General features: G+C 50.5%; 23 protein-coding genes and 6 tRNA genes. All 29 read right to left on the reverse strand.

Annotated features, from left to right (window positions below):
* Nucleotides 1–42 precede the first annotated feature (42 nt).
* The 29 genes from AC50Y3_RS29405 to AC50Y3_RS29545 all read right to left on the reverse strand — a co-directional run bounded on the left by AC50Y3_RS29405 (nt 43) and on the right by AC50Y3_RS29545 (nt 23,282).
* Nucleotides 43–816, reverse strand: a complete 774-nt coding sequence (locus AC50Y3_RS29405) for an SIMPL domain-containing protein (RefSeq protein ID WP_494822216.1) — start codon at nt 814–816, stop codon at nt 43–45.
* 147 nt (nt 817–963) lie between these two features.
* A complete protein-coding gene (locus AC50Y3_RS29410; RefSeq protein ID WP_090583454.1) occupies nt 964–1,233 on the reverse strand; it encodes an HPr family phosphocarrier protein in 270 nt (89 codons plus the stop codon).
* A 103-nt stretch (nt 1,234–1,336) separates the two neighbouring features.
* A complete protein-coding gene (gene whiA / locus AC50Y3_RS29415) occupies nt 1,337–2,266 on the reverse strand; it encodes a DNA-binding protein WhiA (RefSeq protein WP_494822217.1) in 930 nt (309 codons plus the stop codon).
* A gap of 6 nt (nt 2,267–2,272) precedes the next feature.
* Complete coding sequence (locus tag AC50Y3_RS29420; RefSeq protein ID WP_494822218.1) at nt 2,273–3,256, reverse strand: gluconeogenesis factor YvcK family protein; 984 nt, start codon at nt 3,254–3,256, stop codon at nt 2,273–2,275.
* A 7-nt stretch (nt 3,257–3,263) separates the two neighbouring features.
* On the reverse strand, nt 3,264–4,133 hold the full coding sequence (gene rapZ, locus AC50Y3_RS29425; protein ID WP_091225630.1) for an RNase adapter RapZ: 870 nt from the start codon (nt 4,131–4,133) through the stop codon (nt 3,264–3,266).
* Between the two features lie 50 nt (nt 4,134–4,183).
* On the reverse strand, nt 4,184–5,134 hold the full coding sequence (locus AC50Y3_RS29430) for an ROK family glucokinase (RefSeq protein ID WP_494822219.1): 951 nt from the start codon (nt 5,132–5,134) through the stop codon (nt 4,184–4,186).
* A gap of 292 nt (nt 5,135–5,426) precedes the next feature.
* Nucleotides 5,427–6,374, reverse strand: coding sequence for a thioredoxin-disulfide reductase (gene trxB, locus AC50Y3_RS29435; protein WP_494822220.1), 948 nt, complete (start codon nt 6,372–6,374; stop codon nt 5,427–5,429).
* Nucleotides 6,375–6,401: 27 nt separating this feature from the next.
* Nucleotides 6,402–8,144, reverse strand: coding sequence for a tetratricopeptide repeat protein (locus AC50Y3_RS29440; RefSeq protein WP_494822221.1), 1,743 nt, complete (start codon nt 8,142–8,144; stop codon nt 6,402–6,404).
* Between the two features lie 144 nt (nt 8,145–8,288).
* On the reverse strand, nt 8,289–9,239 hold the full coding sequence (locus AC50Y3_RS29445; RefSeq protein ID WP_494822234.1) for a ribose-phosphate diphosphokinase: 951 nt from the start codon (nt 9,237–9,239) through the stop codon (nt 8,289–8,291).
* A gap of 275 nt (nt 9,240–9,514) precedes the next feature.
* Nucleotides 9,515–10,198: a bifunctional phosphoribosyl-AMP cyclohydrolase/phosphoribosyl-ATP diphosphatase HisIE gene (gene hisIE / locus AC50Y3_RS29450; protein WP_494822222.1), complete on the reverse strand. Its 684-nt coding sequence runs from the start codon at nt 10,196–10,198 to the stop codon at nt 9,515–9,517.
* Entirely contained in the window at nt 10,195–10,953 is a 759-nt protein-coding gene (gene hisF, locus AC50Y3_RS29455) for an imidazole glycerol phosphate synthase subunit HisF (protein ID WP_494822223.1), read from the reverse strand. The genes hisIE and hisF overlap by 4 nt, the downstream gene beginning before the upstream one ends.
* Nucleotides 10,954–11,001: 48 nt before the next feature.
* Nucleotides 11,002–11,628: an imidazole glycerol phosphate synthase subunit HisH gene (gene hisH / locus AC50Y3_RS29460; RefSeq protein ID WP_494822224.1), complete on the reverse strand. Its 627-nt coding sequence runs from the start codon at nt 11,626–11,628 to the stop codon at nt 11,002–11,004.
* 1 nt (nt 11,629) lies between these two features.
* A complete protein-coding gene (gene hisB, locus AC50Y3_RS29465) occupies nt 11,630–12,232 on the reverse strand; it encodes an imidazoleglycerol-phosphate dehydratase HisB (protein ID WP_494822225.1) in 603 nt (200 codons plus the stop codon).
* Between the two features lie 68 nt (nt 12,233–12,300).
* Nucleotides 12,301–13,590 carry a histidinol dehydrogenase gene (hisD, locus tag AC50Y3_RS29470; RefSeq protein ID WP_494822226.1) on the reverse strand — a complete coding sequence of 430 codons (1,290 nt, stop codon included), beginning with the start codon at nt 13,588–13,590 and terminating at the stop codon, nt 12,301–12,303.
* 75 nt (nt 13,591–13,665) lie between these two features.
* Nucleotides 13,666–14,337, reverse strand: coding sequence for an ATP phosphoribosyltransferase (gene hisG / locus AC50Y3_RS29475; protein ID WP_494822227.1), 672 nt, complete (start codon nt 14,335–14,337; stop codon nt 13,666–13,668).
* Nucleotides 14,334–15,602, reverse strand: coding sequence for an ATP phosphoribosyltransferase regulatory subunit (locus tag AC50Y3_RS29480; protein WP_494822228.1), 1,269 nt, complete (start codon nt 15,600–15,602; stop codon nt 14,334–14,336). The genes hisG and AC50Y3_RS29480 overlap by 4 nt, the downstream gene beginning before the upstream one ends.
* Before the next feature lie 202 nt (nt 15,603–15,804).
* Nucleotides 15,805–16,302, reverse strand: coding sequence for an acyltransferase (locus AC50Y3_RS29485; protein WP_494822229.1), 498 nt, complete (start codon nt 16,300–16,302; stop codon nt 15,805–15,807).
* 8 nt (nt 16,303–16,310) lie between these two features.
* Nucleotides 16,311–16,967 carry a pyrophosphatase PpaX gene (ppaX, locus tag AC50Y3_RS29490; protein WP_494822230.1) on the reverse strand — a complete coding sequence of 219 codons (657 nt, stop codon included), beginning with the start codon at nt 16,965–16,967 and terminating at the stop codon, nt 16,311–16,313.
* Between the two features lie 11 nt (nt 16,968–16,978).
* Entirely contained in the window at nt 16,979–17,992 is a 1,014-nt protein-coding gene (gene lgt, locus AC50Y3_RS29495) for a prolipoprotein diacylglyceryl transferase (protein WP_494822231.1), read from the reverse strand.
* 71 nt (nt 17,993–18,063) lie between these two features.
* Nucleotides 18,064–19,002, reverse strand: coding sequence for an HPr(Ser) kinase/phosphatase (gene hprK / locus AC50Y3_RS29500; RefSeq protein WP_091225588.1), 939 nt, complete (start codon nt 19,000–19,002; stop codon nt 18,064–18,066).
* Nucleotides 19,003–19,142: 140 nt separating this feature from the next.
* Entirely contained in the window at nt 19,143–20,264 is a 1,122-nt protein-coding gene (locus tag AC50Y3_RS29505; protein ID WP_091225587.1) for an ABC transporter ATP-binding protein, read from the reverse strand.
* 91 nt (nt 20,265–20,355) lie between these two features.
* Nucleotides 20,356–21,501 (reverse strand): PucR family transcriptional regulator, encoded by a 1,146-nt coding sequence (locus AC50Y3_RS29510; RefSeq protein ID WP_494822232.1) that lies wholly within the window; start codon nt 21,499–21,501, stop codon nt 20,356–20,358.
* 168 nt (nt 21,502–21,669) lie between these two features.
* Nucleotides 21,670–22,611: an MraY family glycosyltransferase gene (locus tag AC50Y3_RS29515; RefSeq protein ID WP_494822233.1), complete on the reverse strand. Its 942-nt coding sequence runs from the start codon at nt 22,609–22,611 to the stop codon at nt 21,670–21,672.
* Nucleotides 22,612–22,754: 143 nt separating this feature from the next.
* Nucleotides 22,755–22,830 (reverse strand) — tRNA-Lys (locus AC50Y3_RS29520).
* A gap of 14 nt (nt 22,831–22,844) precedes the next feature.
* A tRNA-Tyr gene (locus AC50Y3_RS29525) sits at nt 22,845–22,928 on the reverse strand.
* A 9-nt stretch (nt 22,929–22,937) separates the two neighbouring features.
* Nucleotides 22,938–23,013: transfer RNA gene (locus AC50Y3_RS29530), tRNA-Phe, on the reverse strand.
* A 16-nt stretch (nt 23,014–23,029) separates the two neighbouring features.
* Nucleotides 23,030–23,106 (reverse strand) — tRNA-Asp (locus AC50Y3_RS29535).
* Between the two features lie 14 nt (nt 23,107–23,120).
* A tRNA-Val gene (locus AC50Y3_RS29540) sits at nt 23,121–23,196 on the reverse strand.
* A gap of 9 nt (nt 23,197–23,205) precedes the next feature.
* Nucleotides 23,206–23,282: transfer RNA gene (locus tag AC50Y3_RS29545), tRNA-Met, on the reverse strand.
* Between the last annotated feature and the right edge of the window lie 180 nt (nt 23,283–23,462).

The following is a 23,462-nucleotide window of genomic DNA, read 5'->3' on the forward strand; positions in this document are numbered from 1 at the left end:
GAGAGAGGTCTGCCTTATTTTTTCGCCTAATAACCCGCTGTATTATTGCATTTCATAGACGACTGTAACGTCTGCAGAAACGTTAATGACGCCGGTTTGCACACTCGTCTCTGCTTTATCAGCCATACCTGCTGCTTCCGGAGCCATTTGATCACGTCCGTAGTAGATCGGCCCGCTGCTTGTGCCGTTTTGCGAGATGCTGATGACTTCCTTCACTTGTTTGCCTGCGGCCTTCGCAAGCGCTGCCGCTTTCGCTTTGGCATTAGCCATTGCTTTCTCAAGTGCTTGAATCTCATATTGCTCCTGTTTCTCTGTGTTGAACTGGACTCCATCTACCCGATTAGCGCCATTCGCCGACAGATCATCCAGCAATTTGCCGATACCCTCTAAGTCACGTGTCGTAATTTGAATGTTATGCACGGACACATAGCCTTTGATTTTGCTAGTGCCGTCTTTGCTGTTGTATTCATATTCTGCTTGCACGTAGAAGCCTACCGTCTTCACGTCCTTGGCATTCATCTTGTACGTATCGAACAGCACTTTCTTCAAGCCTGCAAACTGTGTCGCATTCTTCGACTGAGCTTCCTTCGCCGTTGCCGCGCGCGCCTCAACCGCCACGCTCAAGTACGCCACATCCGGTGCCGCCTCCAGCTTACCTGTACCTGCTACTGTAATCGTGCTTTTCTGTACAAGACTCCCATTATCCACCGCATACACCTCATTGCCGCCATGACCGTTTGCCCCAAACATCGCCCCTACGCCAACCGCCAGTGCCAATACAGGTACCAAGAGCCATTTGGATTGCATCTTCTTCATCACGTTCAGCCCCCTTCAATCTCCATATTTGGTTCTATCTACTCAGACGCTGCTCCCTCATGCTTTGTTGCGCTGTACATCCATAAATTGGACCATAAAATAGAAAAAACCCCCAATAGGGAGCTTCTTCGAGTCGTTTATGTCTGATTATTGGTTTTCTAGCTCTTCCTTGCTAACCAGGTTGACTAAAGCGGTTACAGCTTGATCGGCGTCGGAACCTTCCGCGCTTATTGTAACCTCAGTACCTGAGCTGATAGCAAGACTCATAATACCCATAATCGATTTTGCGTTCACTTTTTTATCGTCTTTCTCTACGAACACCTCGGAAGAAAACTTGTTCGCTTCCTGAACAAAAAGTGCGGCCGGTCTTGCATGAAGACCTGTCTTCAGTCGAACGACAACCGGATGCCTTGTCATGGAAACCTTACCCCCTATACGAAATTCAATCCTGCGATCATTTGCACCAAGTCATTTTATTCGCTATTATATCACTTTTCTAAAGTCTACACTAGCCTTCTGCCTAACCGTTCCTTAATTTTTCGGCCAACTCGTCGATTTTGCGCAAACGGTGGTTCACGCCTGACTTGCTCACCTTGCCTTTGAGCATCTCGCCGACTTCCGTTAAATTCAAATCCGGATGCATAAGCCGTATATTGGCCACCTCGCGAAGCTTATCAGGCAGTGTATCCAGCCCCACCTCACGCTCGAGCAGCTTGATATTATCGATCTGCCTCACAGCGGCACCAATCGTCTTATTCAAATTCGCCGTCTCGCAGTTCACGATCCGGTTGACGGAGTTACGCATATCACGCATGATGCGCACATCCTCGAATTTGAAGAGCGCTTGATGGGCACCGATGATGCTGAGGAGCTCAATAATTTTCTCGCCCTCTTTCATGTAGAAGATAAACCCTTTCTTACGTTCGATGCAGCGGGCGTTGAGTTCAAACTTATTCGCCAGCTCCACAAGCGCTTGACAGTGCTCTTCATACATGGTGGCAATCTCCAGGTGGTAGGACGATCCTTCCGGGTTATTCACGGAACCCCCGGCCAGGAACGCGCCGCGCAGATAGGAGCGTTTGCAGCATGACTTGCGAATTATGTCTCTATCGATGCCCTGATTAAACATAAAGCCCTCGGAGACAATTTTGAGGTCGCTCAATATCTCTTGCACGTTGGCCGGAATCCGCACGATATAAACGTTGTTCTTCTTCAATCTCATCTTCTTGCGCACCAGCAGTTCCGTATGAACCGCGAATTGCTTCTTAATGAGTGAATAGATCCGTCTAGCAATCGCCGCATTTTCCGTCGATATATCGAGTATAACCTTTCGGCTCGACAACGAAACCGAGCCGTTCATTCGAATCAGTGCAGAGAGCTCCGCCTTCTCACAGCACGGATCGGCTTCGATGAGCGTCAATTCTTTTTTGGTTTGTCCCGCAAAAGACAATGTAACTCACCTCTTTCGTTCCATCCAGTTTTCCACAAGCTGATAAATATGATGACTTAACCTAGCTGCATCATGACGCAAATACGTGCGAAACAGGACGAGCCGGTCTGCAATAACTTCATAGCCGCGCCGTTTCACTTCTTCGAGATCAAGATGTACAGCTTTTGCACCTCGTTCGGCGTACTTATTTTGCACCTGTTCGGGAATCTCACCGTCGTTGACGATAACATAATCGAACAGATGATGACCGATATGCGCATGTACCGCGGCCAAATGGTCGCTTACCGAATAATTGTCCGTTTCTCCCGGCTGCGTCATCACATTACAGACGAACATCTTCACCGCATTCGAATCGACAATGGCTTGCGCCAGTTTAGGCACTAGCAAATTCGGGATAATGCTGGTGTAGAGACTGCCCGGACCGATCAAGATCGCATCGGCTTCACGGATCGCCTCAACCGCTTCTTCCAGCGGTTCGACATCTGCGGGCTCAATAAATACCCGCTTGATCGCTTTACCTGCCTTCGGAATATTCGACTCGCCTGTAATAATGGTGCCATCCACCGTCTCCGCCTTCAGCACAATCGCTTCCCCTGCAGCCGGCAGCACACGTCCGCGAACTGCAAGTACTTTACTGAGCATCCGGACGCCGGACACGAAATCACCGGATATGTCGGTCATAGCAGCTAACATCAGGTTGCCTAAGCTATGACCCGCAAGTCCGGTTCCGGTATTAAACCGATATTGCAGCAAATCGGAGAGAAGCGGCTCAACGTCAGCAAGGGCAATCAATACGTTGCGGATATCGCCAGGAGGCGGCATCTGCAGTTCATTACGCAGAATACCGGAGCTTCCGCCGTCATCTGCCACCGTGACGATGGCCGTAATATCAAGCGGCTTCTCTTTCAATCCACGCAGCATGACCGATAGCCCTGTGCCCCCGCCGATGACGACAATTCGGGGCTTCTGTTCTTTTCTCCGTTCTGCCACGCTTACCTCAGCTCCGATCACGATCTGAATCTCGATGACTGACTCGAACGAGCTCTGTGTCACTGCTGCCAAGCATGCGACCTAAATATTCGGCAATGGCGACCGAACGGTGTTTCCCGCCCGTACAACCAATCCCGATGACCACTTGGCTCTTGCCTTCTTTCCGATAAAGGGGAATAAGAAACTGCAGCATGTCGAGCAGCTTCGTGAGGAACGCCTGTGTTTCCGGCCATTTCATCACATACTCGAACACTTCAGGATCTTGACCTGTATTGGGACGCAGATGATCGACATAGTGCGGATTCGGGAGAAAACGAACATCATATATGAGATCGGCATCGATTGGGATTCCATACTTGAATCCAAATGACGTGACATTGATAGAGATCGTATTAAGGTCCGAGTTCGTGAAGCGAGACATGATTCGTTCTTTCAGTTGAGCCGGCTTCAGATTACTTGTATCAATAACCTGCGTCGCCCAGCCTTTCAAATCCTCAAGAATACGTCTCTCCAGCTTGATGCCTTCCAGCGGCAATCCTTCCGGAGCCAGCGGATGAAGCCGGCGGCTTTCCTTATAACGCTGCACGAGCACGCCATCCGTTGCATCCAGGAAGAGAATCTCGTACCCAATCGTGTAGTGCTCTTTCATATAATTCAGCGATTCTGACAATGCCGTGAAAAACTCGCGTCCTCGTAAATCGATAACGAGTGCGACTTTACCGATTTTGCCATTGGACTGTTCTATGAGCTCCGCAAACTTCGGAATGAGCACCGGCGGAAGATTATCTACGCAGAAAAATCCGAGATCCTCCAGGCTCTGTACCGCAATCGTTTTACCTGCACCGGACATGCCTGTAATGATGACTAGCTTTGCCATCGCTGTTCCCGCTTCCACACTCAATCCCTCCCACCGTCTACCATGACTTTCTACGCACGAATAATTAGACCTGCTGCGCCAACAACGCCTGCATCGTTACCAAGAATAGCTGGCACGATTTCAACGCCTTCTTGCGCCATTTCAGGAGCCGACTTCTTGAAAGCTTCGCGAATTTGTTCAAACAGGAACTCGCCGGCTTTGGATACGCCGCCGCCGATGATGAAACGCTGCGGGTTAAGAACAACCGCTACGGTAGCCATCGACTTGCCCAAGTAATGAGCTGCGCGAGCTACGATGCGAGCTGCTACTTCATCGCCGGCTTTAGCTGCATCAACGACATCCTTCGCCATAATGTTCGGAACGAACGAAAGCGAAGTGCGATCTCCACGTTCGACAGCATCTTTCGCCATGCGGATAATACCCGTTGCGGAAGATACCGTCTCCAAGCAGCCCATTCTGCCGCAGCCGCATTGAATAGCTTCCAGATCCGGCACGATTGGAATATGACCAAGCTCGCCCGCCATACCTGCGAAGCCTTCTACGATTTTACCGTTTATAATTACACCGCCGCCTACACCTGTTCCAAGCGTGTAGCATACGCAATCCGAAATGTTACGGCCTGCTCCTGCCCATGCTTCGCCCAGTGCTGCAACGTTCGCGTCATTATTGACTAGTACCTTTTTACCAAGCTTCTCTTCAAGGATCGCTTTCAGAGGGACATGATCAAAGAACAGATTAACCGACTGCTTCACGATCCCGTTCGGGATATCGAGGAAACCGGCAATACCGATGCCTACGCCTTCTACTTGCTCCCACGAGTATGGGGACTGTTCGACGATCAGCTTGGCATAGTCAGCGATATTCGAGCAAACGACGTCAGAGCCTTTCTCAACCTCAGTTGCTCCTTCATACGTATGCAACAAAGCGCCTTCCATACTGCAAATACCAACTTTAATTGTTGTACCGCCAATATCTACACCAACGACTATTTTCTCAGACATAATAGGCCACCTCTATAATATAAGGATCTGGGGTTACTTCTGTTCCAACTAAACTATAAGCGAACGCTTCCAACTGGTCAAGGTGAAACGAATGCCGCCTTCCGTTCGGCGACACAACGTGTTTCATTCCGAAGAACGAATACATTAACGGGTCTATGGTATGGAATAAAATAGGATAAAAATGCCCCGTCCGCGCTAACATGAAGTGACGCTGTCCGTTGCTACGGACAGCGTCATCCATGCGTCATTCACTTGTGCAGATACACTCTTGATGCAGCTTGCCGGCTTGCTATTATACCGATTGACTCCAGTCATGCACGGCATGACCTTCAAGGAATTTCTCGCAATCAAGTGCAGCCATACAACCGCTTCCCGCAGCAGTAATTGCCTGGCGGTACTTGTTGTCCTGTACATCGCCGCAAGCGAAGATACCAGGAATGTTCGTTTCCGATGTACCCGGCTTCACGATCAGATAGCCTGTCTCATCAGTTTCCAGCTGGCCGCCAAGGAATTTCGTGTTCGGCGTGTGGCCAATTGCAACGAAGATCCCGTTGGTTTCGATAACTTCCTCTTCACCCGTTTGGTTGTTGCGCACTTTAAGGCCGGTTACAGCCATGTCGTTTGCGACAACTTCCAGCGGTGTGCGGTCAAGCGCCCACGTGATCTTGCTGTTCTCGCGCGCGCGATCCTGCATGATCTTGGATGCGCGCATTTCTGCGCGGCGGTGAACGAGTACAACCTCCGAAGCGAAACGAGTCAAGAAGTTAGCTTCTTCCATGGCAGAGTCGCCGCCGCCAACCACGATGATTTTCTTACCGCGGAAGAAGAATCCATCACAAGTTGCACATGTGCTTACGCCGCGTCCAACGTTCTCGCGCTCGTTAGCAATACCGAGGTATTTAGCCGAAGCCCCTGTCGAGATAATAAGGGATTCTGCTTGAAGCTCGCCTTGACCTTCAACTTGAAGGGTGAACGGACGCTTCGAAGTGTCTACCGAATTCACCCAGCCTGTACGGAATTCTGCACCGAAGCGCTCCGCTTGCTTACGCATGTTGGCCATCAGATCAGGACCCATGATACCTTCAGGGAAACCCGGGAAGTTCTCAACCTCTGTCGTTGTCGTCAATTGACCGCCCGGTTCAGGACCTTCAATAATAAGCGGGTTCATGTTTGCACGAGCCAAGTAGATCGCGGCTGTCAGCCCTGCGGGGCCTGTTCCGATAATAATTGCTTTATGCACAGTAATTACCTCCTAAACATGGACTCCCTAGTCGCGATGTTCCGCAAGTCCCGGGAATGTCATTCTCATTTTTTCTTTAATGCCACATATTTCATCAATGCGTTTGGCGCATTTACTTACAGTCGCAATCGACGTCCCATACCGCTGAGAAACCTCATGGTACGAAATTTCTCTCCGGTGCATTTTGGCTGTCAAATACTCGAGCGCCGCAGCCCAGCCCTCCACTTTTCCAAGCTTCGGCACATTGGGGTAAATCCGCGAAAGAAACTCAATCCAAAGCGTCAATAAGTCATGTTGCTGAACCAGATCATAATGCTTGTTCATCCGCATCAATGCTGCTTCAAGGACTGATTGCCATTTATCCTCCCAAATCGGAAGTCTTGAAGGCATCCGGCTATGTTCGATAACCGTTTCTTTCCCTTCAAGGACCGCTTTAAGGGATTCATGCACGCCGATGGAACGAAGTACGAAGATCGCAATTCGCTTCAGATAGTCATCTTCCTGCGGCTCCACGATAAAATCACGCAGCGCATCCTTCACTTCATTGTCGGCAATCATACCAAGAGCTTGGATAACCTGCAGCTTCGTATGTCTGTCGCCGTGGCGCAGCGCCCAGAAGAAGGAAGAACGAACGAGCGGATCCCGCTTCATATGATCGGGCAGCGCTTCGGTTGATTTCTCCCACAGCTTAAACTGCTCTTCGAAGGGTAGATGATAATGGTAGCTTGTAGGCGCCGCATTCAAACCCTTCTCCATAAGCGAAAGCTGTTCCAGATAGTAGCCCGGTACATGCGACTCTCCGTCCAGCTTGCTGACCTGATGCCATAGCTTCCTAGCCTCTTCGTAACGCCCCATATTGCAGGCTGCAACGGCTGCGTAGTGATATAGACATGGATCCGACTTCAGCGCATTGTCCTTCAGAAGACGAATGAAGTGACGATAGGCCTCGCCGTGTTCCCCTAGAATACCCATTGTGGTAGCCAGCTTAAACACATGCTCCTGATGGAATGGCACGGTTCTGCATAGCATCTCCACGAGCGGTTTCAGCTGCTCCTGATCACCGGCATGCTGATGGAAGATCGCCAGGTTGCATAGTGCATGCAAATTGCCCGGTTCAATGTCCAGCACCTCATGAATGGTGACCATCGCTTTGTCGAAAATCCCCATATAGTAATAAGCTAACGCTAGATTGTTGCGAGCCGCGAGAAATTCGCCGTTCTTCTCGACAATGCTCTCCAGCAGTCGCACCGCTTCGACAAACTTGCCTTCTTCCAGCATGGACCTCGCGCGGTCATGCTCGAAGAATCCTTCGCGCGCCTTAATATACGCCAGCTTCATCGGACGCTCCAGTTCAAATTGGAGCAACTCCATCATCTCTTCGGCTTCATCGAGAAACTGACCCTCGGGATCTTCCTCCAGGTAGCGCACGAGTGAATCCTCAGCTGCTTCGTAATTCTCCATGTTGGCGAAGTTGTTCGCCATATAGAAATGGCATTCCGTCATCTCCGGATCGAGCTCGTTCACAATCGACGACAAGATTCGATTCGACTCCTCGTAATTGCCCATTTCTGACAAAATGCCGGCCATATTGCAATGATTCACCGGATTATCCGGTTCATACTCGGCCGCGCGGCGGAAATACTTCAGTGCCTTGTCATAATGATAACGATCCATCGACCGAACCGCTCGCTCGAAGAAGAACGTTGCGTCCCATTGAATCGGAATGACTTTCGTGCTGTGGCTGGCTACCGCAATTTTCTTTTCTTTCATAACAAAAGGCACCTCCCCGGTACAAACAAATATTCTACGATTATACCATAGCGCGGCCTATCCTTACACGAAAGAATATGTGGGAAATCGCGGGCATTCGCCCGCGATTTCGGAGTTTGGCCTTACGTACAGACCGTATGTCGCCTAGATTCCGGCATTTTTGAAGAGCGTGCTGATGGAGCCGCCCTCAATAATAATGCGCGTCGTTTCGGCTAAGATTGGCGCTACAGACAATACTGTAAAGCGGTCGGAAGTGTTCTCCGGCAGCGCAATAGAGTCCGTTACCACGACTTCTTTAATATTCGGATGGTCTAATCGCTGCACTGCAGGGCCGGAGAAGAGCGGGTGCGTTGCACACACGTACACATCTTCAGCGCCGCGTTCTTTGAGACCTTCTACAACGTTGACGATTGTTGTGCCCGTATCAATCAAGTCCTCGATGATTATTGGAGTCTGGCCTTCAACATCACCGATAACATGGGTAATAACGGATTCATTGTGTGCCGGACGTTTCTTAATCATAATCGCAAACGGAGCATCCAGATAGTTAGCCAGCTTCTCAGCAGTTGAGGCACGGCCCGCATCCGGAGATACTACAATCGGATTCTTAATGTTCTTCGATTTCAAATAATCACTGATTAGATCAAGACCCGTCAGATGATCCACTGGGATATTGAAGAAGCCCTGGATCGCCGGTGCGTGCAGATCAATCGTAATAACGCGGTTTGCACCAACGGTCGTCAGTACGTCCGCAAGCATTTTAGCCGAGATCGGTTCACGCGGAGCAGCTTTGCGCTCTTGGCGTGCATAACCGTAGTACGGCACAATGATGTTGACGGTACGCGCGGAAGCACGCTTCGCCGCATCGATCATGACGAGCAATTCGACAAAATGATCATTGATCGGATGTGAGAACGACTGTACAAGGAATACATCACAATTACGGATCGTTTCCTCGTAGTGAACATAAATTTCACCGCTTTTGAAACGAGACACTTTGATTTTACCGAGCTCCATACCTAGATTCTCGCAAATCCGTTCCGCAAGTTTGGGATTCGAGGACCCCGAGAAAATACGCAGCTTGTCGCTAAACAACATAATACCCTCCTGAGCGATTAGACCACTTTTTATTTACATGCATCAAAAACACCGCTTGATTCGACACCCTTCATTATACATGGAAATCGTAATATTTCAAAAAACGATCAAATGCGCAAAAAGACCCATTATCCGCTACAATTGCGCGTTCTCGGCGTCTTTCAACATCTAGCGCGGTTTGTCCCGATTTATGAACGTTTTATGGCAAAACGTCGTAGAACCGAGCACTGGCAATCAGGCTCGGTTCCTCATATTAGCAGCTGCGGCTTAATTTACTTCGGCTGCTTGGATTTGTTGTGGCGACGGCCAAGCTCAGCCATGACCTCATCCAAGGACAAGCCGCGCTCGCGGAGCAGCACCATCAAGTGGAAGATCAGGTCGCTCGTTTCACAGCGGAGCTCATCATTGTCTTTGTTCTTGGCCGCAATAATGACCTCTGCCGATTCTTCGCCGACCTTCTTCAAAATCTTATCGACGCCCTTCTCGAACAGATACGTCGTATACGCACCTTCAGGGCGCTCTGTATAACGCTGTGCGATTACGGCTTCGAGCTGATTCAACATGGCGAAACGGTCGCTGGTCAGCGTTGTCGCATTCGCGTCCACACCTTGAATGCCGTTCACTTCATTCGTGAAGCAGCTGTACGAGCCTGTGTGGCAAGCCGGTCCGGTCTGCTCAACACGAAGCAAGAGGGTGTCGCCGTCGCAATCGTAGTGCATCGAGACGATTCGCTGCGTATGGCCGCTTGTCGCTCCCTTATGCCACAATTCATTGCGCGAACGACTCCAGAACCAGGTCTCGCCCGTTGCGATTGAACGACCAAGCGATTCCTCATTCATATAAGCCATCATGAGAACTTCTTTGCTGTTAGCATCCTGCACGATTGCCGGCACGAGGCCAGCCTCGTTCCATTTAATCGCTGCAGCAACTGTTTCATTTCCTTGTCCAGTACTCACCTGATCTCGACTCCTTTCAGCCGCAAGTCATCCTTCACATCGCGGATCGTCAATTCTTTATAATGAAAAATCGTTGCCGCAAGACCCGCATCCGCATGACCCTGCTGAAATACATCGTAGAAATGTTCCACTTTGCCCGCTCCGCCTGATGCGATAACCGGAATACTGATCGACTGCGAAACCGCTTGTGTCAGCTTAATATCGAAGCCGTCCTTCGTTCCGTCCGCATCCATGCTGGTGAGCAAAATTTCACCCGCTCCAAGCGACTCCACTTCCTTCACCCAAGCAAGCGCCTTAATGCCGGTTGCTGTACGTCCGCCGTGCGTGTACACTTCCCATTCGCCCCAAGCCGGGTTGAACTTGGCATCGATTGCAACAACGATACACTGCGATCCGAATTTACGCGCGCCATCCTTCACAAGCGACGGATTCTTGACCGCTGCCGTATTGATACCGATCTTATCGGCTCCGGCACGAAGCAACCGCTTCATATCATCGACGTGAGAGATGCCTCCACCCACCGTAAACGGGATCGTAATTTCTCCGGCCGTTCGTTTGACGACCTCGATCATCGTCGCTCTGCCTTCAACCGAAGCGGAGATATCAAGGAAAACAAGCTCGTCCGCGCCTTCAAAGTCGTAAATTGCCGCAAGCTCCACAGGATCGCCTGCATCGCGCAAGTTGACAAAGTTGATGCCTTTCACGACCCGGCCGTCCTTCACGTCCAGACATGGAATAATACGTTTAGCCAGCATCCGAAAGCCGCCTCCCTTCTAGCTTGATATGTAGAACACCACTCGCATCTATCGAGCGGTTTCTCTAGATTCTGTCGTCAACGCGAGGAAATTCCGAAGCAGGCTCATGCCGAGCTCGCCGCTTTTCTCCGGATGGAACTGCATGCCGTACACATTGCCTCTGCCGACAATGGCGGTCACCGGACCGTTGTAGTCCGTAATGGCGAGCAGATCATCGCCGCGCTGCGGCTTCGCATGGAAGGAATGGACGAAGTACACATGTCCCCCCTCAAGCCCTTTAAACAAAGGACTCTCCTGCTGCTTAAACGACAACTTGTTCCAGCCCATATGCGGCACCTTGAAGTCGCCGCGGAAGCGGATGACGTTGCCGGGGAGCAGCCCCAAGCCTTGATGCTGTCCGTACTCCTCGCTTTCGCTGAACAGCAGCTGCATGCCAAGGCAAATGCCGAGCAGCGGCTTGCCGGATGCAGCGTAGAAGCGTGTCACTTCTTCAAGGCCGGTATTCTGCAAATTCTGCATCGCGTCGCCGAAAGCGCCAACTCCCGGCAGAATCGCACCATCCGCCTCCATGATCACCTGGGCATCGGCGGTAATGACCGCTTCATACCCGAGTCGCTCAACGGCTTTGCTGACGCTGTGCAGATTGCCCATGCCGTAATCGATGATCGCGATCATCCTACAGCACTCCTTTCGTCGAAGGCACTCCTTGCACGCGCGGGTCAATGCTTGTCGCTTCATCCAGCGCACGGCCAAGCGCCTTGAATACCGCTTCGATCATATGGTGAGTATTCACCCCGTAATGAACGATTACATGCAGGTTCATGCGCGCTTCAAGCGCCAGCTTCCACAGAAACTCGTGAACCAGCTCGACTTGGAAGCTGCCTACTTGCTGGGACGGATACTGCGCGCGATATTCGAAAGCCGGTCGGTTGCTCAGATCAATAACCACCTGTGCCAGCGCATCGTCCATGGGTACGAACACGGAAGCGTAACGCTTAACGCCGCGTTTGTCGCCCAGTGCTTCGCGAAGCGTTTGACCCAGGCAAATGCCGATGTCTTCAACCGTGTGGTGATCGTCAATATCTACATCGCCGCGCGCTTCCACGGTAAGGTCGAATTGACCGTGCTTCGTGAATAGATCCAGCATATGGTTCAGGAAAGGAACATCGGTATCGATCTTGGAGATCCCGGTTCCGTCCACTCCGAAAGCCAGCTTAATGTCCGTTTCATTCGTCTTACGCGCAACTTCAGCCGCGCGGACTGCGAGGTTCTCTGCCATGTAGCACTCATCCTTCTTTCCACTCTACCCTATATTTTTGACGATGATGTTCATCACGAATGCCTAGATTAAGCGTTACGCTCCCGCTCCAGTCGAATTTCGATCGCCCTAGCGTGCGCCTCGAGCCCTTCATGGCGGGCAAGCGTCATAATGTTATCGCCATTAGCGAGCAATGCATCCTTGCTATAGTAAATCAAGCTGGACTTCTTCACGAAGTCATCCACATTCACGGGAGACGAGAATCGAGCCGTGCCGTTCGTTGGCAAAATATGATTCGGACCGGCATAATAATCGCCGACCGGCTCCGAGCTGTACGGTCCGACGAAGATCGCACCGGCGTTCTCGATCCGGCCGAGCAGCGCCATCGGCTCTGCCGTCATAATTTCCAAATGCTCCGGTGCCATACGGTTCACCGCGTCGATCGCTTCAGTCATCGTTTCGGCGATCAGAATGGCGCCGTAGCCGTCAATGGACTGCCTAGCTGTGCCTTCGCGGGGAAGCAGCGCCAGCTGCCTCTCAACTTCAATAGCGACTGCATCGCCAAGTGCTTCCGATGTCGTTACAAGAATCGCAGACGCCATCTCATCATGCTCGGCCTGCGACAGCAGATCCGCGGCCACATAAGCAGGGTCGGCCGTCTCATCGGCCAATACAACGATCTCGCTCGGTCCGGCGATGCTGTCGATCGCGACAACGCCATATACCGAACGCTTCGCGAGAGCTACGTAGATGTTGCCCGGTCCGCAAATTTTATCAACCGGCGGAATCGTCGCTGTGCCATAAGCCAGAGCCGCTACTGCCTGCGCACCACCAACGCGGTACATTTCTTTCACACCTGCTTCTGCAGCCGCTACAAGAATATACGGATCGATTCCTGCTTTACCGCCCGTTGCCGGAGGCGTCACCATCACGATTTCCGGTACACCGGCAACCTGTGCCGGAATGACGTTCATAAGCACCGAAGACGGATAAGCTGCTTTCCCGCCTGGGACATAGACACCAACACGCTTAAGCGGTCTAAGCAATTGTCCCAGCATCGTACCGTCCGGCTGCACATCTACCCATGATTGGCGCATTTGCTTCTCATGGAATTTCCGAATGTTCGCCGCCGCTTCACGAATCGCCGTCAGAAAGCCCTCATCCACGCGATCATAAGCGGCTTGTATCTCGCTATCCGTGACACGCAGCTGCGACTCGTCCAGCTTTACGCGGTCATGCTGCTCTGTGTAACGCAGCAAAGCCGCATCTCCTTCGGTACGTACCGCATCTACGATTTGGCGTACCGATTCATTTTGCTCCGGTGAGCCGTAGTCCACCTTACGTGTTAATCCAAACTGCTCCGCACGCAGCTTCCGCATAACGCCACCCGCTCCTTTTCACTTCACCGCCGCATAAGCGCCTTTGATTACGCTTAGCGGCCGATCTCTAGCTATCTATACGCCTGCTTTAGCCGCAATCGCAGTCTGCAGCTTATCACACAGGCTTTGAATCGCATCATTTTTCATTCGGTAGCTGACACGGTTGGCAATTAGCCGGCTTGTAATGCCAAAAATCGTCTCCATCTCCACGAGTCCGTTCTCGCGAAGCGTTTGCCCCGTCTCGACCATGTCGACTATACGGTCAGCAAGCCCAATGAGCGGCGCCAGCTCAATAGAGCCGTTCAGCTTGATCACTTCCACTTGCTGCCCCAATTCGCGAAAATATTGCGAGGCCACATTGGGATACTTCGTCGCCACACGAGGCTGAATGACCGGCTTCCAATCCGGCAGTCCGATAACGGACATGCGGCATTTGGCGATACCAAGATCAAGCAGCTCATAGACGTCTTTATTTTCTTCCATAAGCACATCCTTGCCTACGATGCCGATATCCGCGACGCCGTACTCGACATAGGTCGGTACATCGACGGGTTTCGCCATGATGAAGGACATGCCCAGCTCCGGCAGTTCGATAATAAGCTTCCGCGTGTCGTCAAAATCACTTGGGATCGGCACGCCTGCTTCCCGAAACAGATTCGATGCTACTTTATAGATACGCCCCTTCGGCATCGCGACCTTGAGCAGTTCGCGTCCCGATGTATCGCCGGTGTATATACCGTTGCTCATCTTGAAGTCCCTCCCTGTGCGCCGCCGAAGAACGTCAACAGCTTCGTAAACGTGACGCCTTTGTAGTTCACCTGTCCGTCGACCGAATCCGATGCAGCAAGCACAGCCTGCTGAGCGTCAGCCCCGTCCATTTTCGCCGTCACCACTACGATCGCATCGCCACTGTTCCCGCTGCTAACCGTTTCCGCTTCTTCACGCAGCTCACGCGCCTTATTGAGCGCCGCAGCACGGCCGGCAGCATCATAACCAATCAGTACGCGTTCCGTTCTCGCTTCGTTTGCATTGTCCCCGATAAGCTCCAGAATTCGCGTGGTCTTAAGCGCAAAACCTGTTGCAGGCGCAGGACGACCAAACTGTTTCAATAAGTTATCATAGCGGCCGCCGCTCGCTACCGGGAATCCAAGATCCGCCGCATAGCCTTCGAAAGTCATGCCGGTGTAGTATTTAAAATCGCCAATCATCGTTAAATCAATCAATACATGCTCGCACACGCCATACGCCTCAAGCACATCCCACATCTCGCAGAGATGCTGAATCGAAGCCTGCGCCGTTTGATCGAGGCTAAGCGCCATCGCTTGGCTGCAAATCTCCTGCCCACCGCGCAAACGAGTGATGCCTTCGAGCTCGCTGCGCATCGCATCAGGCAGCGTCAGCTTCCGCAGGCCCTCGCGGTACCCGACATAATCGCGCCCGAGCAAATACGCCTTCAGCTCTTCTTGAGCAGCCACCTGCCCCGGCAATGCTTCCTCGAACAGACCGTTCAGGAAGCCAACATGCCCGATGGCTATCTTGAAACGGTTCACGCCTGCTGCTTTAAGCGATGCGATCGCAAGCGCGACCACTTCGGCATCCGCCTCAGGGGAAGCGTCTCCGACAAGCTCAACGCCTGTTTGGAAGAACTCCGCCTCGCGGCCGGCTTCCTCTTCAATCGCCCGGAACACATTGGAATGATAAGAGAGACGCACAGGGAACTGCGCATCCTTCAATACGGAACTAACGACACGTGCAATCGGCGCCGTCATATCGGAGCGAAGCACCAACGTCGTACCGCGATTGTTAAGCAGCTTGAATAGTTTCTGGTCGGAGGTCGAACTGGCGACACCGACTGTATCGTAATACTCCATAGTAGGGGTCATGATTTGTTCATATCCCCAAGAGCTCATGCAGGCAAGCACTTGATTCTCGATTTGTCTCAGCTTCGTGACGGCATGAGGCAAATAATCTTTCACGCCAATCGGCTTCTCAAATACCTTCGGTTTAGACATTCTATTTTCACCCACAATGCTTTAGTTAGTTAACGTGTTACCATATTACCATACTGCCAAAATAAAGGATTAGTCGTAATAATACCACGCGTCCCCCTATTCGTCAATACACCTGCAACCGGTTGTATCCAACTGCCGAAGCCTGTAGATATAGAAAAAACGGAGAGCATCGCTCTCCGTTTCTGACCCGCAAAGAGTGCCATTATGTACCTTGATCCATCCCACTGCGTATAACCGCAATCGGATTGCCACCGACGAAAGCTCCGGGCGGCACATCCTTATGAACAACCGATCCGGCCGCGACAACTGCGCCGTCTCCGATGACAACGCCGGGAAGAATCGTAGTGTTCGCACCGATCATGACACCCGAACCGATTCGAACCTCGCCAAGGCGGTATTCCTTGATCAAATACTCATGCGTCAATATCGTCGTGTTATAGCCGATGATGGAGTTCTCCCCGATACTGATCTTCTCCGGGAAGAACACGTCCACCATTACCATAAGTGCAAACGCACAGTGGCGCCCTACCTTCATGCCAAGCACATGCCGATAAATCCAATTTTTCACTGGCAATGAGGGACAATAACGCGCTATCTGGATGAAGATAAAATTCCGTACGGCCTTAAATCTGCTGACCGTACGGTATACTTGCCACAGGGCATTAGGCCCTTCTACCGGATAACGCTCAACGTTTCTCAAGTGGTGCTCTACTCCAATCCCGCGAATGCATACAGCTCGCGCATGTTATGAATCACATGACGCGCACCGCTTTCCTTCAGCTTCGCTTCACCCTTCAGTGACCACGCCACGCCAACGGAGATAACCCCTGCCGCCTCAGCAGCTTCGATGTCGACAACACTATCGCCAACCATCAATGTCGTCGCCGGATCAGCGCCTATTGCTTCTAATGCTTTCAGAACCGGCTCCGGATGCGGCTTCGGATGCTCAACATCTTCAATCGTTACGATCGCGCCCGGCTCTACGTAATCGTACAAGCCTACATAACGTAACCCTCGCTCCGTCGTCAATCTCATTTTGGTCGTAACGATTCCGATCTTTATCCCAGCTTCATGGAGCTTTGCGAACACTTCCACTACCTGTGGGAATGCCGATACATAATCGTCATGCATCTGAAGATTGATTTCACGGTAAGCTGCAACGAGGTCCGTAACATCTTCACGGCCTGAGAACAGCTGCATCTGCATCGTAAGCGGCTGTCCCATGCTTGGTATAATATGCTCCCGATCAAACTCAGGAGGAACAATTCCTTTAAGGGAATGCAAGAACGATTGAATGATCAGCTCATTCGTGTCCATAATCGTGCCGTCTAAGTCAAACAACATTGTTTTCACTACTGCTGCCATGCGATTGTTAATTACTCCTTTAATGTCGATTCTCCGTGACCCCCGGCGGATTCCTTATCCAATCCCGTACGATCAACCTTTTTCTCAGGTGTTGCGCCTGCCGGTAAACCGGTTTTGTAATTGATAACCGGATCGCTATAATGAGCATTTGCTTCTCCCGTAGTACGGCGTCCGATGATCATTGCAATCGCAGCGATGATCAGCAATAACGATATCAGTTGCGAAATCCGAATGTTGCCCTCTGCAGGATTCAAGTAACCTTGATCGAAAACCAGACCCATTGGGGACCATAATGCATTCATAACGGAAGCCGCCCACGAAGCGCCATGGAAAGCCAAGCTGTCTGTACGCAGCGCTTCAATGAAGAAACGTCCGACGGAGTACCCGATAAAGTAAGTCATCAGCAGTTCACCCGCCCGCAAGAACGGACGACGGCGAAGGACAAGCAGCACTACCAGTACAAGCAGGTTCCAAAGCGATTCGTATAGAAATGTCGGATGGTGGAATACGCCGCCAACATTCATTTCGTTTACGATCCAACTCGGCAAATGAAGCGTGTCACGCAGGAAGCTCTCTTCAACGGGTCCCCCATACGCTTCCTGATTGACGAAGTTTCCCCAACGACCAATCATCTGACCTGCAATAAGCGATGGCGCACAGATATCCGCGATTCTCCAGAAGCTGTAGCCCTTATATCGGAAATAAATGATACCGCATATGAAAGCGCCTATGAGCGCTCCGAATATCGCAATGCCGCCATTCCAAATCTTGAAGAAATCAAGTAGATTGCCCTTATACTCGTCCCACTTGAACGCTACAAAATAAATCCGCGCGCCTAGAATAGCAGACGGTACACCAAGCAGCAGTAAATCCATGAAGAAATCCGGCGATAACCCGAATCGCTTACCTTCGCGAACTGCAAGCAGCAATCCCACAAGCGCTGCCGTTCCCAAGATAATACCGTACCAATGCACAGTAATAGGGCCCAGCGAAAAAGCAATCGGATCTAAACGTAATCCATACATGCGTCAACGGCTCCTTCTCTCTCCATTTTCGATCTTCAATCAGACTTCATGTTCATTTGTATCTACGAGAATCAATCAAAATCATCGGAATCCTCGGCAATGGTCTCCGTCAGCTTATTCGTAAACTGCAGCGCCGCATTGTAGCCCATCCGTTTCAATCTGAAGTTCATCGCAGCCACTTCGATAATAACCGCTAAGTTTCGGCCCGGACGAACCGGGACTGTAACGATCGGTACATCCGTATCGATAATTCTCGTTGTTTCCTCATCCAAGCCGAGTCTGTCATACTGCTTGTCCGCTTGCCAGTTCTCGAGCTTGATAACTACACTGATCTTCTTCATGTTGCGAACAGCGCCCGCGCCGAACAGCGTCATGACATTGATAATACCCAGACCGCGAATTTCAAGTAAATGGCGAATAAGTTCAGGTGCCGTACCATGCAATTGTCCATCGGAGGTTTGACGAATTTCAACAGCATCATCCGCTACAAGGCGATGGCTTCGCTTCACGAGTTCAAGCGCTGTCTCGCTCTTACCAATCCCGCTGCCGCCCGTTATGAGCATACCGACGCCATAGACGTCGACAAGAACACCATGAATAGTAGCCGACGGTGCCAGTTTCCGTTCAAGGAAGTTGGTAATGCGGCTTAAAAAAATCGTCGTAGCCGCATTGCTGCGAAGTACCGGAATTTGCTTCAAATTCGATTGCTCGAGCAGCTCGGCCGGCGCCTCCATCCCACGAGTGATAATGAAACATGGCGTTTCATCATCGCATAAACGTTCCATGCGATCCACACGTTCTTGTTTGCTAAGCGTGTCCATAAACGTAATTTCGGTTTTCCCCAAAATTTGTACGCGTTCCTTCGGATAGTAGTCGAAATAACCTGCTACCTCAAGACCTGGGCGTGATAAATCGTCTAGCGTAATGCTGCGGCGGAGTCCGTCTTCTCCACTTAGTATTTCGAGCTGAAATTGACTTACCAGATCGGACACTTTCACTTTCTTAGCCACTATTTCGGCCTCCTCAAAATCGCAGCCAGCTACGAGTTGTTAGATTAATTAACCAGATATCGTTATCGTATCGGAAATAACAAATAAAAACAACCGCCCGATAATTCGGGCGGTTGTCAGTAAAGGCTCAGCGCCTTATCTTATACTTCAAATACATTCAGTTCGCTCTCTTTGTCGAAGACATGAACTTTGTTCATATCAAGAGCAAGCTTCACGTTTGTACCTTCTTTAACGCCGGAGCGGCCGTCAACACGAGCGATAACTGTGTCTTTGCCAAGACCGTTCAGGTACAAGAACATTTCGTGACCAAGGTTCTCAGCAACTTCAACGTGAGCGTTCACGATTGTTTGCGGGGAAGCCTCGTGGAACACAGGCTCTTCGTGAAGATCCTCAGGACGAATACCAAGGATGATTTCTTTACCAAGAAGGCCTTTATCTTTCAATTGTTGTGCTTTGCCGTCTGGAACAAGAACGTCGATACCAGTCGATTTGAAGCGAATAGCGCCGTTAGCTTCGCTAAGCGTACCCGTGATGAAGTTCATCGAAGGAGCGCCGATAAAGCCTGCTACGAAAATGTTAACTGGGTGGTTGTACAGCTCTTCCGGGGAAGCAGCTTGTTGAATGATACCGTCTTTCATAACGACGATACGGTCACCCATTGTCATTGCCTCGATTTGGTCATGCGTTACGTAGATAACAGTTGTTTCAAGACGTTTAGCCAATTTGGAGATCTCCGCGCGCATTTGACCACGAAGTTTAGCATCCAAGTTAGAAAGCGGCTCATCCATCAAGAATACTTGTGGTTCACGAACGATTGCGCGGCCTAGGGCAACACGCTGACGTTGACCACCGGACAATGCTTTTGGTTTACGGTCAAGCAAATGCTCGATATCAAGAATTTTAGCGGCTTCACGAACACGTTTGTCGATTTCCGCTTTTTTGAATTTACGAAGTTTAAGACCAAAAGCCATGTTTTGGTATACGTTCATGTGTGGGTACAAAGCGTAGGATTGGAATACCATCGCGATGTCGCGGTCTTTAGGGGCAACGTCATTAACAAGACGCTCGCCGATGAACAGTTTACCCTCGGAGATTTCTTCCAGACCTGCGATCATCCGAAGTGTTGTGGATTTACCGCAACCCGATGGACCGACAAGAACCAAAAATTCTTTGTCTTTAATGTCGAGGTTGAAATCTTTTACGGAAGCGAGATCAGTTCCCGCGTATTTTTTGTAAACGTGCTCTAAGCGTACACCAGCCATTGTATTTCCCCCTAAAAGAAATAGTGTAATTCAATAACCTTAGTGTATATCAGTGCTGTCCTAATGACTATGCACATACTTTACAAAAAAACTACGACCTTTTCGTCACTTTATACAATAGTAAAATAATTTTGACTAATACCGCATCACGGAACTGCCGAACATCGAGTTCTGTCTCCTGTTTTAGCTTATCGAGTCTGTACAGAAGTGTATTCCGATGAATATAGAGTTTTTTCGCGGTTTCGCTTACATTGCAGTCTAGACTGAAGAAGGTTTCCAACGTCGTTAAGATCTCCGGGTCTAGAAAAGCATCCGTACGTTTCAACGCTTGCTCTACAAACTTAAGACGGTGCGTTTCAGGAATGGTGTTTAACAGACGCTCTAAATGAAGCAGCCATGGCAAATGAATATTGGATCCGATATGAAATGTTCTCCCAAGGTGAACGGTTTCACGCAGCAGTGCAGTCGTTCCAACTAATGAATTAGCCGGAGAGATCGGCTGAGATACAGCAAGATGGCACTCCCCCATCCACTCGCTGGTCAGCATTTCATTCAAACCATTGACGATGGAAGCCAAGCTTTCCTCGACGGATTCCTCTTCTTCATCATCGCGTTCTTCGGACTGGGCTTCGTGGATAAGCGAAACCGGCCCAAGTACAAGCCACTCCTGCTCCTTAAGCGGAATGATAATGACCTCTTCCGCAAGGAACGTGCGCAGCAGCTTCTCCAATTCGCTGTAGCTTGAGCGCCCGGATTCGGCCTGCTCGCAGACGAGCATGAACGGGATCATGGAAGAGAATAATCTTCCCCGTGCAATTAATCGTTCAGGCAGCGAATGCTTCGGCTCAGCGGAGTCCAGCTGCTCATCAATCCAAGCACCGAGTTCTCGCGCATACCGCTCAGATTCCGTAACGCCTTCGTAGCTCTTAGAGCGTACGGCAAGCATTTCGGATAACGTCCAGCTGATAAGACGCTGTTCCTTCTCAGACAGCTGACTCCGCTCGATTTCAAGCAGATCGACCGTATGCAAATTAACATTCATGACGAACCAAACTGTACCTTCGGTACCATGGACATAATCGCCAATGGAAACCGAATTATTTTTAAGTGATGATTGCTCTTCTGTGCTTGTCCGATCTTCGGCCAGCATTCTCCAATCTTGCATTGGCAATTGATGCTCACGGACCGGGCAATCCAGAACAGTTTGCAATTGCGCTATCCATTTTGCTTCACTCATCGGCTTGCCCCTATCCTATCCACGCAGAAATGCGCTTTATTATATAAGGAAGTATAAGTGCTGACATCCTTCGCTTATATATTCTAGGAAGAAATGGATATCACCACCATATGTTGATGGCGAAAGCTGTTTCTTCTTGGGACATTGTACCATAGATTGGGATCTATTTCAGCTTAAGGCAAGCAGTAGAACAATGGATAATAAGGAGAAAAGCGCCGCAATAAGGTAGATAAAGGATACGGTTTGAATCTGGGTTAACCCCCAGCGCATCAACACATGGTGAGTATGCAGCTTGTCTGCACGATGTAGTCCTTTACCGGAAAGCAGTCTGCGGAGCATGACGACTGCTGTATCCAATATAGGCACGCCAAGCGCCAGCAGAGGTACAGCTACGGTAACGAGCGTCGCGCTCTTGAAAGCACCATCGACCGCAGTAACAGCCAGTGCATAGCCGAGGAAGGCCGCACCGGCATCCCCCATGAAGATTCTTGCCGGATAGAAATTATAAATCAGGAATGCCAAACAGGCTCCAACCAGAATAACGGCGAGCATTGCAGTTGATGGCTGATGCTTCAACAGCGCGGCTATAAATAAAGTTAATGAAGATAATGTCGAAACACCTGAAGCAAGTCCATCCACACCGTCAATGAAATTAATCATATTGATCAGTGCAAACACCCATATAATTGAACTTATTATCCCGAGCCATGTCGGAAAATGAATCAAACCGTTCGGGCTCGACAGTCCCTCGATTCGAATCCCAAAGAACAACGGCAGGATCGCCGCAGCCAAATAAACCAGCACCCGCGGCCACACGGGGAATTCTGCTCCATTCGCTTTCGCCGCATCATCCGCTAAACCAATGATGACCAGGATCAAGCCGCCAATACTAATCGTCATGCTTAGCGGGGTTGCACCTTGGAATATAAACAAGGTTATTACGATCCCGGCATAAAGCGCAGCTCCGCCCATCAGCGGAATGGGGGTACGATGGATTTTACGCGAAGATGGCTTGTCTACAAATCCCATACGAATGGCGTATTTCCTCAAAATCGGCACCAATACAGCAACAATCGCAAAACAAAGCACGGCAGCTAATACGTATCTCATCTCTGTGTGTAACCCCCTGAACAGCCCTTTGTGTTCAGTTTACCCGCAGCAGTATGAAATACTCTGACTTCCCATGTAATATTGTGCAGAAAACAACAAAAAAACCTGCAGGTCAATGACCTACAGGTGAATGGTTTATGAAATGGTGAGCCATGTAGGACTCGAACCTACGACACCCTGATTAAAAGTCAGGTGCTCTACCAACTGAGCTAATGGCTCTTACTTTAAAGGAATGGTGGAGGGCGATGGATTCGAACCACCGAACCGTGAGGAAGAGATTTACAGTCTCCCGCGTTTGGCCACTTCGCTAGCCCTCCACAAGAAAATGGTGGCTCGGGACGGAATCGAACCGCCGACACGAGGATTTTCAGTCCTCTGCTCTACCGACTGAGCTACCGAGCCTTACAGTTTAGTTAAATGGCGGAGCCGACGGGATTCGAACCCGCGGTCTCCTGCGTGACAGGCAGGCATGTTGGGCCACTACACCACGGCTCCGCATTTAAAAATTATGGTGGAGGCTGACGGGATCGAACCGCCGACCCTCTGCTTGTAAGGCAGATGCTCTCCCAGCTGAGCTAAGCCTCCATATAGGTGTGGTAGCGGCGAAGGGACTCGAACCCCCGACCCTCCGGGTATGAACCGAATGCTCTAGCCAGCTGAGCTACACCGCCACACATTTGCCTCAAAGTACTGCTTGTCCATCACGACTGAGGCAGCCGTAATAATCAGGTCAACTTACGCCCTGAAAACTGGATACGAACCTTTGCGAAGGTCTTGTTTAGCTGATCTTGATCCGAAGTTGAACATCCGAGCGAATGTTCGTAGGATAAGCCCTCGACCGATTAGTATTC

The sequence above is a fragment of the Paenibacillus sp. J22R98 genome (genome assembly GCF_059383835.1).

Excerpts from the sequence above, each read along its gene's own strand:
- lgt (WP_494822231.1), bottom strand. The coding sequence starts at position 17,992 with ATGTATGGATTACGTTTAGATCCGATTGCTTTTTCGCTGGGCCCTATT.
- AC50Y3_RS29505 (WP_091225587.1), bottom strand. The coding sequence starts at position 20,264 with ATGGCTGGTGTACGCTTAGAGCACGTTTACAAAAAATACGCGGGAACT.
- AC50Y3_RS29410 (WP_090583454.1), bottom strand. The coding sequence starts at position 1,233 with ATGACAAGGCATCCGGTTGTCGTTCGACTGAAGACAGGTCTTCATGCA.
- AC50Y3_RS29510 (WP_494822232.1), bottom strand. The coding sequence starts at position 21,501 with ATGAGTGAAGCAAAATGGATAGCGCAATTGCAAACTGTTCTGGATTGC.
- ppaX (WP_494822230.1), bottom strand. The coding sequence starts at position 16,967 with ATGGCAGCAGTAGTGAAAACAATGTTGTTTGACTTAGACGGCACGATT.
- AC50Y3_RS29515 (WP_494822233.1), bottom strand. The coding sequence starts at position 22,611 with ATGAGATACGTATTAGCTGCCGTGCTTTGTTTTGCGATTGTTGCTGTA.
- hisH (WP_494822224.1), bottom strand. The coding sequence starts at position 11,628 with ATGATCGCGATCATCGATTACGGCATGGGCAATCTGCACAGCGTCAGC.
- AC50Y3_RS29430 (WP_494822219.1), bottom strand. The coding sequence starts at position 5,134 with ATGTCTGAGAAAATAGTCGTTGGTGTAGATATTGGCGGTACAACAATT.
- AC50Y3_RS29440 (WP_494822221.1), bottom strand. The coding sequence starts at position 8,144 with ATGAAAGAAAAGAAAATTGCGGTAGCCAGCCACAGCACGAAAGTCATT.
- AC50Y3_RS29405 (WP_494822216.1), bottom strand. The coding sequence starts at position 816 with ATGAAGAAGATGCAATCCAAATGGCTCTTGGTACCTGTATTGGCACTG.
- rapZ (WP_091225630.1), bottom strand. The coding sequence starts at position 4,133 with ATGGCAAAGCTAGTCATCATTACAGGCATGTCCGGTGCAGGTAAAACG.
- hisF (WP_494822223.1), bottom strand. The coding sequence starts at position 10,953 with ATGCTGGCTAAACGTATTATTCCATGTCTGGACGTGAAGGACGGCCGG.
- AC50Y3_RS29480 (WP_494822228.1), bottom strand. The coding sequence starts at position 15,602 with ATGTCTAAACCGAAGGTATTTGAGAAGCCGATTGGCGTGAAAGATTAT.
- hisG (WP_494822227.1), bottom strand. The coding sequence starts at position 14,337 with ATGAGCAACGGTATATACACCGGCGATACATCGGGACGCGAACTGCTC.
- hisD (WP_494822226.1), bottom strand. The coding sequence starts at position 13,590 with ATGCGGAAGCTGCGTGCGGAGCAGTTTGGATTAACACGTAAGGTGGAC.
- hisB (WP_494822225.1), bottom strand. The coding sequence starts at position 12,232 with ATGGCAGAGAACCTCGCAGTCCGCGCGGCTGAAGTTGCGCGTAAGACG.